This window comes from Chamaesiphon polymorphus CCALA 037 (genome assembly GCF_003003845.1).
Lineage (GTDB): Bacteria > Cyanobacteriota > Cyanobacteriia > Cyanobacteriales > Chamaesiphonaceae > Chamaesiphon > Chamaesiphon polymorphus.
The window spans coordinates 1-8,693 of sequence record NZ_PVWO01000235.1; the positions used below are offsets into that span (position 1 = coordinate 1).

8 protein-coding genes and 1 pseudogene are annotated in these 8,693 nt (G+C 48.0%); 7 read left to right on the plus strand and 2 right to left on the minus strand.

Features of this window, described 5'->3' with window-relative positions:
• Positions 1–233: 233 nt before the first annotated feature.
• The gene (locus tag C7B77_RS17155) at positions 234–2,837 is read left to right on the plus strand and encodes an ankyrin repeat domain-containing protein (protein ID WP_106307393.1); all 2,604 of its coding nucleotides are present in this window, start codon (positions 234–236) and stop codon (positions 2,835–2,837) included.
• 113 nt (positions 2,838–2,950) lie between these two features.
• On the opposite strand, the gene C7B77_RS17160 is transcribed toward C7B77_RS17155, so the two are convergent.
• Positions 2,951–3,586 carry a tetratricopeptide repeat protein gene (locus tag C7B77_RS17160; RefSeq protein WP_106307396.1) on the minus strand — a complete coding sequence of 212 codons (636 nt, stop codon included), beginning with the start codon at positions 3,584–3,586 and terminating at the stop codon, positions 2,951–2,953.
• Between the two features lie 397 nt (positions 3,587–3,983).
• Here C7B77_RS17160 and C7B77_RS31905 point away from each other — a divergent pair, with 397 nt between their 5' ends.
• The 6 genes from C7B77_RS31905 (at position 3,984) to C7B77_RS17185 (ending at position 7,451) form a co-directional block, all read left to right on the plus strand.
• Positions 3,984–4,118: a hypothetical protein gene (locus C7B77_RS31905; protein ID WP_425430829.1), complete on the plus strand. Its 135-nt coding sequence runs from the start codon at positions 3,984–3,986 to the stop codon at positions 4,116–4,118.
• Between the two features lie 89 nt (positions 4,119–4,207).
• A complete protein-coding gene (locus C7B77_RS17165) occupies positions 4,208–4,993 on the plus strand; it encodes an energy-coupling factor ABC transporter permease (protein WP_106307398.1) in 786 nt (261 codons plus the stop codon).
• On the plus strand, positions 4,974–5,294 hold the full coding sequence (locus tag C7B77_RS17170; protein ID WP_106307401.1) for an energy-coupling factor ABC transporter substrate-binding protein: 321 nt from the start codon (positions 4,974–4,976) through the stop codon (positions 5,292–5,294). The genes C7B77_RS17165 and C7B77_RS17170 overlap by 20 nt, the downstream gene beginning before the upstream one ends.
• Positions 5,294–6,088 carry a cobalt ECF transporter T component CbiQ gene (cbiQ, locus tag C7B77_RS17175; RefSeq protein WP_181243899.1) on the plus strand — a complete coding sequence of 265 codons (795 nt, stop codon included), beginning with the start codon at positions 5,294–5,296 and terminating at the stop codon, positions 6,086–6,088. The genes C7B77_RS17170 and cbiQ overlap by 1 nt, the downstream gene beginning before the upstream one ends.
• The gene (locus tag C7B77_RS17180) at positions 6,081–6,923 is read left to right on the plus strand and encodes an energy-coupling factor ABC transporter ATP-binding protein (protein ID WP_106307407.1); all 843 of its coding nucleotides are present in this window, start codon (positions 6,081–6,083) and stop codon (positions 6,921–6,923) included. The genes cbiQ and C7B77_RS17180 overlap by 8 nt, the downstream gene beginning before the upstream one ends.
• Before the next feature lie 165 nt (positions 6,924–7,088).
• Positions 7,089–7,451, plus strand: a complete 363-nt coding sequence (locus tag C7B77_RS17185) for a hypothetical protein (protein WP_106307409.1) — start codon at positions 7,089–7,091, stop codon at positions 7,449–7,451.
• Between the two features lie 74 nt (positions 7,452–7,525).
• Here the strand turns inward: C7B77_RS17185 and C7B77_RS17190 are convergent.
• Positions 7,526–8,693 (minus strand): annotated as a pseudogene (locus C7B77_RS17190) (DNA polymerase III subunit gamma/tau); the annotation flags it as partial.

An 8,693-nucleotide genomic window follows, 5' to 3' on the forward strand; every position in this document is an offset into this window, starting at 1 on the left:
CCTTAGACTACTAGATCTTGTCGGGATCTTAAGGAAACTTTCCGTGCGATGTTGAAATCTAAAACGGAAATCGATGGCAAGGTCTATCTAGAGATAATCTAGCTTAGAGAGTGACGATCGCGAATAAAAAACAACGCTCGTAGCGATTTTGGTAAGTAAGGTGGGAAATATAAAGATACTGGCAGTGCCGCGAGCACATTCCCTGTTACCCAGCCAATTCGGACACCACAATCATGAGTGTAGATCCCAAAACTCAGAGTTTATTTGACGCGATCGCTACCAGCAACCATCTGCGAGTCAAGCTGCTAATCGATGCTGGGGTAAATATCAATGCCGCTAACGATCGCGGTCAAACACCTCTAGCCGTAGCTTGTCGCCAAGGTAATTTGGAAATTGTCAATCTACTCATTGCCGCTGGTGCCCAAATGCAAGCACAGACAGAGCCAATCCCACCCGCACGGACAGATCGAGAGCGGGCGAGTACCAGTGAGTCCGAAACTTTCCAATCGCCAACTCAAGAGCACCAAATCTCGTTTGAAAACTTGCTCGAACTGATCGATCGACCGATCGATGCGAATGCTACTCAAGTCGAGCAAATTATGCCCATTGCTGAGTTACCTTTAAGATCGCAAGTGCTGCCACCGACAACTGAGTTGGAGCGGATCTCTAGTAATTGGCAAGATTTAGGCGCAGATGCGGAGGCAACCTATACTTTCGACCTAGATGCAGTTTTTGCAGCTAATGAAGCTGCTAGCCAGCAAGTATTACCAACCGATCCGGATCGGTTTATCGAAAACGAGAGCACGATGACGTCGATCGAGCCTCCAGCTAGTGAAGTTGAGTTTGAACCGGGTGAAACTTATGCTTTCGATCTCAGTCCCGAATTAGATCGGCTTACCTCTGAGTCACTCACAAATTCAGATCGGCTCTCGGTGCCCATGGGCGAGTGGGGAGACACGGAAACTTACGTGCTAGAGAACTTCTCCGCGCTCGCCGCAGATATAAATAGCCCCAGCAGCGACGATCGACAAGATCTACTCGGCGTAGGGAAGATGGAGCTATTTGGCTTGGACGAGCATGGCTTCATGCCCAGTCAAACTTGGGAAGATGGGGAAACTTATGCCATCGATCTCGAAGATCTGGATTCTGGAGAGCTACGTCACAACTCGGATCTAGCTGTTAAAGCCGAACGACACTTACTCTCCGATCTCGATTCTAGTCTGTTTCCCGTAATTGCTGGGGAAGATGAGCCAGACTACGATCCGGATACGCAGACTAGTACTGACATTTTTGGACAAAGTAGCCTCAAGCAGAACGAACGCGAAGAAGATCTAGATCGCGGCTATGAAGAAAACGCTACCAATACATCATTGATGGCAGCAGCGATCGATGGCGATCTCGATTTAGTCCAACAAGCGATCGAGGCGGGTGCTAATCTCGATCGTTATGATTGGAATCTGGGTCATTCGCCGCTGGGAATGGCAATCGATCGCGGACATCTGGAGATCGTCCAATGTCTGCTAACTGCTGGCTGCAATCCTCACTGCGGTAGCACCACTACCACAGCCCTCGGTTTGGCTGCTGAATGCGGTGAGGTCGAAATCATTCAAATGCTGTTGCCACGCGGCGTAGATGTCAATGCACCCGTCGGCGCGGATGGCTGGACGGCGTTATTATCGGCCATTAGCAAAGGACATCGGGCGGTAGTCCAGTTATTGGTAACGGCGGGGGCGAATGTCAATGTCTGGAGTCGCGGTGAGACTCCAATTCTCTTGGCTGCCAAATGTGAAGAACGCGAAATCTATCAATATTTGTATCCCTTAGTTAATACTGCCATTCGGCGGTGTGCCGATCGCGATGGCGAGCAATTGCTCCAAGCCACTCGCAAACGTCGCATTCGCTCCCAAAATCGTCCGGTGGAGAAATTCATCGAAATGGCCACAATTGGCAATATCGATGAGGTAAATCGGGCGATCGAAATTGGGATCGAAGTTGACGAACTCGGTGCCAAAGGGCACACCGCACTGATGGCTGCGGCTTATCACGGACATCGATCGATCGTCAATATCCTCTTATCCGCAGGTGCCGATCCCAATCTCCTCAGTGACGATAACGGCTTAGGCACTGCGGGGATGACCGCACTCATGTATGCCGCTGGTAGCTTCTTTGCTAGCAATCGCCAGCAAATCGTCCAACTGGCGATCGCGGGCGGTGCGGAGGTCAATCAACGGGGCGCAGGTGGTAGAACCGCGATCTTCTATGCGGCTCTGGCAGGTTCTGGCTATACGAATTGTGTCGAAACGCTAATCGCTGCGGGTGCGGATCTGGAGATCCAAGACGATCTCGGGCATACCGTGCTATCTTCTGTCGCCGCCGCCGAAAATTATCAAATGTTCAATCTGCTGATGCAGGCGGGAGCCTCTACCACTGGCTTAGAGTCGATTCAATTAATTCAAGCTGCTGGTGCTGGTAATGTCGAGCGCGTCCAATCGCTGCTGGCAACCAATGTCAATCTGGATCTCGATCGTGGTGCGGCGATCGGCAATGCCGCCGCCGCCGGACATACCAAGATCGTCGAGCTATTGATTCGCGCTGGGGCAAATGTGAATTTACGGGATAAATTAGGCTTTACGCCGATCGCCAGTGCTGCTTATGCAGGCTATGGTGAGATCGTCGAATTACTGATCGATGCAGGTGCCGATACTCAAGCTCCTGCTGATAGTTCTCAAAGTTATTCTGCTCTAGAATACGCCCAGATGGGTCTGTATCAATTCGATCGAGACGATCTCCAACACGCTCAAATTATTCGCCAGTTGCAACAATTGGGGGCGAGATAGGGGTGGATGGGTGGATGGGTGGATGAGTGGATGGGTAATGGGTAATGGGTAATGGGTAATGGGTGAAAGGACAATTGTCTTCTCACCTCTCCCCCTTTCCCTGTCTCCCCTTCTTAATTCCCGCTAGTCTGTTGCCATTGTTGTAGTAAGTCGCTGGCTGCTTGATAGTCTTGGGTATTACCTTGTCGCTGGGATAATTTAGCGGCTTTTTGCAGATCTGACATGCCACCAGCGCGATCGTTTAAGTTACCGTACTTGAGTACGCCACGATTGTAGTAAGCATTTGCATTTCTGGGTCTGAGTTGAATGGCGCGATTGTAGTCAGCTAATGCGCCTTGATAATCTTGGAGTGCGGCTTTGAGATTGGCACGATTGTTGTAGGCAGCATCATAACTGGGTTTGAGTTGAATGGCGCGATTGTAATCGGCTAGCGCGCCTTGTTCGTCTTTGAGTTTCGTTGCTTTGAGCAAGCCGCGATTGTAATAAGCATTCGCATTTCGGGGATTGATTCTAATGGCGCGATTGTAGTCAGCTAATGCGCCGCGATCGTCTCCTTGCTTTTGTTTGCGTAATCCTGATAAAAAGTAATCGCCAGAACCTTGTCCTCTAGCAACAGATATTGCTAGCGCGCTTGGTTTTGAGGCATTGACTAATTCCATCGAATCTTTAGCAATGGCGATCGATTGTCCGAGGATAATTATTGCGCCAATGCCGATCGTTCCCGCCCACAGTGAGATTTTAGATGACATAAAAGTTACTCCAATTTGCGATCGTAATTATCATAGCCCGATCGTACCTACAATTAATCGATCGCCGACTTTTTTTAAAGATTAAAATATCCCAAACATTGAGGATGTTACTATAACCTAGTCTCTGTAATGTTTCGATCTCAAAACGATTTTCGATTATCGGACGATCGAGGCTAGTTCGAGTCAGCTACTAGGCTAATAACGATCGGCTCGATCGCATCCGCAACTGCCACTAGTAGTTTACAGCCCAAAGTAAGCTGTATTTCTTGCCCCCTGTCTCCCAGTCTCCCCCTCTCGCCATCCTACTAGTGAAGAATTATAGCTACTCACGCTCGATCGCTGCGATTCTCAATTCTCAATTCTCAATTCTCAATTAATTTACCTGTTCGATGCTAGGATGAATCCAGTCTGCCAGCCAAACGGCTCTGACAGAAAATTACGCTTGGTATTAACCAGCGACGACGAGCGACGGGGAAAGATTGGTGTAAATCCAACACTGTCCCGCAACTGTAATGTATTTGAGATGTCCTAGCTTCGTATCCAGATGGTGTTAGATCTCGAATTAACTAAGTCAGAACACCTGTGGGCTATGGTCGATCGCGTTCATCTGCGAGGTTCAAGATGACTGCATGTCAGTATCGAAAAGTTGCTACATTACTAGCAATGGTTGGATTGAGCGGCTATCTAGTAGTTGCTTCACCCACCCCAGCCCAGGCAATGCACATTGCCGAAGGCTATTTGCCCCCTGTGTGGGCGGTCTTTTGGTGGGTGGTTGCGATCCCATTCTTTGTGTTGGGTTTGCGATCGATTACGCGCATTACCAAAGCACATCCAGAACTCAAAGTACTCCTGGCATTAGCTGGAGCCTTCACCTTCGTCCTCTCCGCACTCAAAATCCCCTCTGTTAATGGCAGTAGCTCTCACCCAACCGGAACGGGGCTGGGCACAATTTTATTCGGCCCCTTAGTAATGTCGGTGATGGGTGGTTTGGTACTATTATTTCAGGCACTCCTGCTCGCTCATGGGGGACTGACAACATTGGGGGCAAATGCCTTTTCGATGGCCATTGTCGGCCCGATGGTAGCTTATGTCGTCTACAATGCGATCGCCAAAACCGGACATCAGAAAATTGCCGTCTTTTGCGCCACACTCTTAGAAGATTTGTGTACTTATCTCGTCACTGCGGTGCAATTAGCTCTAGCTTTCCCAGCGATACAGGGTGGATTTATGGCCGCTTTTATTAAATTTGTCAGTGTATTTGCCATTACCCAAATTCCCTTAGCTATCAGTGAAGGTTTATTAACCTTGCTAGTATGGAACTGGCTGCAAGATTACGGTCAACAGGAACTCAAAACACTCAGACTATTTCAACAGGGCAAGAATTTAGATGCAGAAACCATCAATTAATGTGTGGTTATTAACTGGTGCGGCGATGTTATCGCTGGCTCCGGTATTAATACATCAGGGTAAAGAATTTAAAGCAACAGATAGTATCAATATTACCGCGATCGAACAAGTCAAACCCAGTTACAAACCATGGTTTGAGCCGATCGTCAAGCCGTCTGGCGGCGAAGTCGAAACCTTTTTATTTGCCACTCAAGCCGCGATCGGATCGGGAGTTACTTGTTATATTTTAGGCTTATATAAAGGTCGTACCGAACGCCGCAAAGCAGAAGAAGTGCCCACCCCCGTTGAATATCGGGATTAGTGCATATTCAGATCGATACTCTTGCCTATAGCAATCGGCTCCGCCACTTACCGCCCGCTCAAAAGCTCTGTTTTGCGATCGCCATGCTGTTGCTGGCGTTGGTAACTCACTATCCCATCCAACTGGCGATGCTAGTGTGGATGAGCGTTTGGATTGTATTTCATGCTGGCATTCCCTGCCGTATTTATGCTGCGATGATGCTGGGTGTGATGACATTTCTAGTTACGGGAATGCCAGCTCTGGCGATCGAATATACTAGCTCGTCCGCAGACATCCACGCCGATGCTTGGGGACAAATTAGTGTCTGGGGCGGACAACTCTATCTGAGTCGTCAGGGTACGTTTCAGGCAATATCTGCTTCGATGCGATCGCTTGCGAGTACTTCCGCGTTATTTTTTATTATCTTGACAATTCCGGCGATCGATCTAGCTTCGCTCTGCCAAAAAATTGGTTGTCCGCCGATTCTCATCGAGCTATCGTTGTTAGTCTATCGCTTTATTTTTCTATTGGCAGATACAGCCCAAAAAATAACCACTGCGCAAATTTCGCGTGGTGGTTATCGCACTCATCGGCTCAGGATAAACAGCTTAAATTTATTAGTTCGGCAGTTAATTCAGCGAACGGCTAGCCGTTATCAGCAGTCGATCCTCAGCATCAATGCCAGAGGTTTCAATGGAGAATTTCGATTTTGGCAACCTGTCGCTTATCGATATTCATGGCGTTATGCCACAGAATCGATCTTCGGTTGCACGATCCTGATAATTGGAGAAATTTTGTACCGTAGCTATGTCTGAATATTTGCTGGAGTTTAAAGATGTTTATTATAGTTACCCGATGGCAACTTCGCCAACCCTGCAAGGATTAAACTTGCGGTTACCCAAGTATAAAAAGACTGCATTAATCGGCCAAAATGGTTGCGGTAAATCGACGATGTTTCTAATTGCCGATGGCTTGGCTAAACCCGATCGAGGTGTAGTGATGCTGGATAACATCCCGCTCACTTTCGATCGCGCTGCACTCAAAAGATGGCGACAAAGAGTTGGATTAGTTTTTCAAGATCCCGAGCAACAACTAGTTGCCCCAACTGTTGCCGCAGATATTTCTTACGGACTATGCAATCAAGGTTTATCTGAAGCAGAAGTAGCAGCAAAAGTAACTCAAACTCTCAGGGATTTTAATTTAGAAGCCTTAGCCATGTCCCCACTTCAACACCTCAGCTTGGGGCAAAAAAAACGGGTGAGTATTGCGGGCGTAATGGCATTACAACCAGATTTATTACTATTAGACGAACCGACTGCTTATCTCGATCCCGTACAAACGCGCAATCTTTTAATAGAACTAGAAGCGATCGCCAAATTGGGAACAACTTTACTAATTGCCACCCACGATTTAGATTTTGTCTATCAATGGGCGGATTGGGTATTAGTAATGGAGCAGGGCAAATTGATTGCTGAGGGCGAAACCATCGCTGTTTTTACACAGCTCCAATCCATGCCAGATTTTGCTTTGGGAATGCCCATATTATGGCAGATGTGGTCGCGGTTGGCCGATCGAATGCCACACCTTCCCGCCCCCAGATCCATCGATGAATTTACTACTTATCTAGAAAAAGATCGCTTCAACAACTAGCAATATACGGCACCGATCGGTTGCTAGCGATTCTAAGTTCGCCGCTGCGATCGATAATTAAAAGTTTATTTACCTTGACAAGCTTTATATTTACATCCATGACTCAGTTCTAAAAGCCGATCCGATCGCTGCTAAGATTTATACTTGCAGTATATTGGAAAGTCTATGTTAAATCGCTTGGTAACTAGTCCCTATACTCTCATCTGGACGATCGCGATCGCTACTTGTTTTCCGGCCCTACCTAGCTATGCACGCAAGATCCTTAAGACTAACCCCTTTCCCACAAGTGGTAAATTAATCGAACTCACTAATGGCGATTTGATGTGTTATGTAGACATCATCGACTTCAGGGGTAAAAAGTACACTCTTGGGGCAGATTTTGAGATCTGCAATCGTACTAGATATTTGAACCAGCGTGTCAAACTAACTTATCGAAAAACTAAGGTAAATCATTGCCAAGGTATCGATGCTTGTGGCAAGAGTATTGTTAAGAATTTAATTGTCAAAATGGAATTAATTCGCAAGTAAAGGAGTAACAAGAAAATCACATCCCAAGTCGTAGGGTGTGTTCTCGCGATCGCGTAACGCACCAGCCTGTCTACTTAATTATTAACGATTCGATCGAATAGTTCGTGACTGCGATCGATAACTTCACCATTAAATAATTTAACGACATTATTAGTCGCCATTTCCAGTTCGGGATCGACTTCAGGTTCTTCGAGTTCGTCTGCTGAATTATTTGCCGCGCGTTCGAGATCGATCGAATCAGGCGGCTCGGCAAAATCCGTCGATTCGACAAATAAATCGACTGGTACTGCTGGTGGCGATGGCGGAGATAGTGCATCGAGTAGCTCTGCACGAGCGGGAGCTAGCGGCTGCAAATCAATCGTCGATTCTGGCAAATCTTCATCGTCGTCAGTAAAATCGTCAGCCATCTCATCGTCTACTGTGTCGTCTCCCGCGTCTGGTGGCGATATGACTACTGGAACTGGAGGAGTCTCTACAGACGGCGGTGGTGTTGCTGGAACCGGACGCGATTCGATCGGCGACGGTGGCGTCACTGCTGGAGCTGGAGGAGTCTCTACAGGCGGCGGTGGTGTTGCTGGAACCAGACGCGATTCGATCGGCTGTGGTGGCGTTATGGCTGGAGCTGGGGGAGATTCTACAGGTGGGGGGGATACAGGCGATGGAGTGGGTGAGATCGAACTAGACTGATGTTGACTTTTACCCAATACTTCCAATTTGACAGCGATCGAGCGTCCGAACATATTGCTAAATACTTTAGCTAATTCGGGCACTTTGCCAGCCGCGATCGTCTGCATCGTACTAGATTTCATCGCTACTACTGCTTGCGCTTCGGAAATCGAGATCAAAGTTCCAAAGGGTTTAAATAAGTCCCTACTCGCAGGTAAAAGCTGCTGCAAGACCCGTTCCCAGGTCGCGGTGATGTCTTCAGTGGCGATCGGATTTGCAGTTGCTCTAGGGGCTGCTGGTGGGGGGAGTTTGTGTCCGCCTTCTGGTTGCGTTGCCATTGGCGGATGAGCAGGTTGACTCGTTGGTGGGGGTGCGGTTGGGATGGAAATAGTTCCAACAGGCATAGCAGGTATAGCGGCTATGCTAGGCAGAGCTGAAGATGGTTGCTGTTTGAGTTCTAGTAATCCTAAGATCGCGATTTCCAGCCAGAGCTGCGGCTGGGTGGTGTGTTTGAGTTGAATTTCGCTATCTTTGAGATGTTTTTGCCCCAGCAGGATCTGACTCAATTGCCAAGTC

Excerpts from the sequence above, each read along its gene's own strand:
- C7B77_RS17155 (WP_106307393.1), top strand. The coding sequence starts at position 234 with ATGAGTGTAGATCCCAAAACTCAGAGTTTATTTGACGCGATCGCTACC.
- C7B77_RS17160 (WP_106307396.1), bottom strand. The coding sequence starts at position 3,586 with ATGTCATCTAAAATCTCACTGTGGGCGGGAACGATCGGCATTGGCGCA.
- C7B77_RS31905 (WP_425430829.1), top strand. The coding sequence starts at position 3,984 with ATGAATCCAGTCTGCCAGCCAAACGGCTCTGACAGAAAATTACGCTTG.
- C7B77_RS17165 (WP_106307398.1), top strand. The coding sequence starts at position 4,208 with ATGACTGCATGTCAGTATCGAAAAGTTGCTACATTACTAGCAATGGTT.
- C7B77_RS17170 (WP_106307401.1), top strand. The coding sequence starts at position 4,974 with ATGCAGAAACCATCAATTAATGTGTGGTTATTAACTGGTGCGGCGATG.
- C7B77_RS17180 (WP_106307407.1), top strand. The coding sequence starts at position 6,081 with ATGTCTGAATATTTGCTGGAGTTTAAAGATGTTTATTATAGTTACCCG.
- C7B77_RS17185 (WP_106307409.1), top strand. The coding sequence starts at position 7,089 with ATGTTAAATCGCTTGGTAACTAGTCCCTATACTCTCATCTGGACGATC.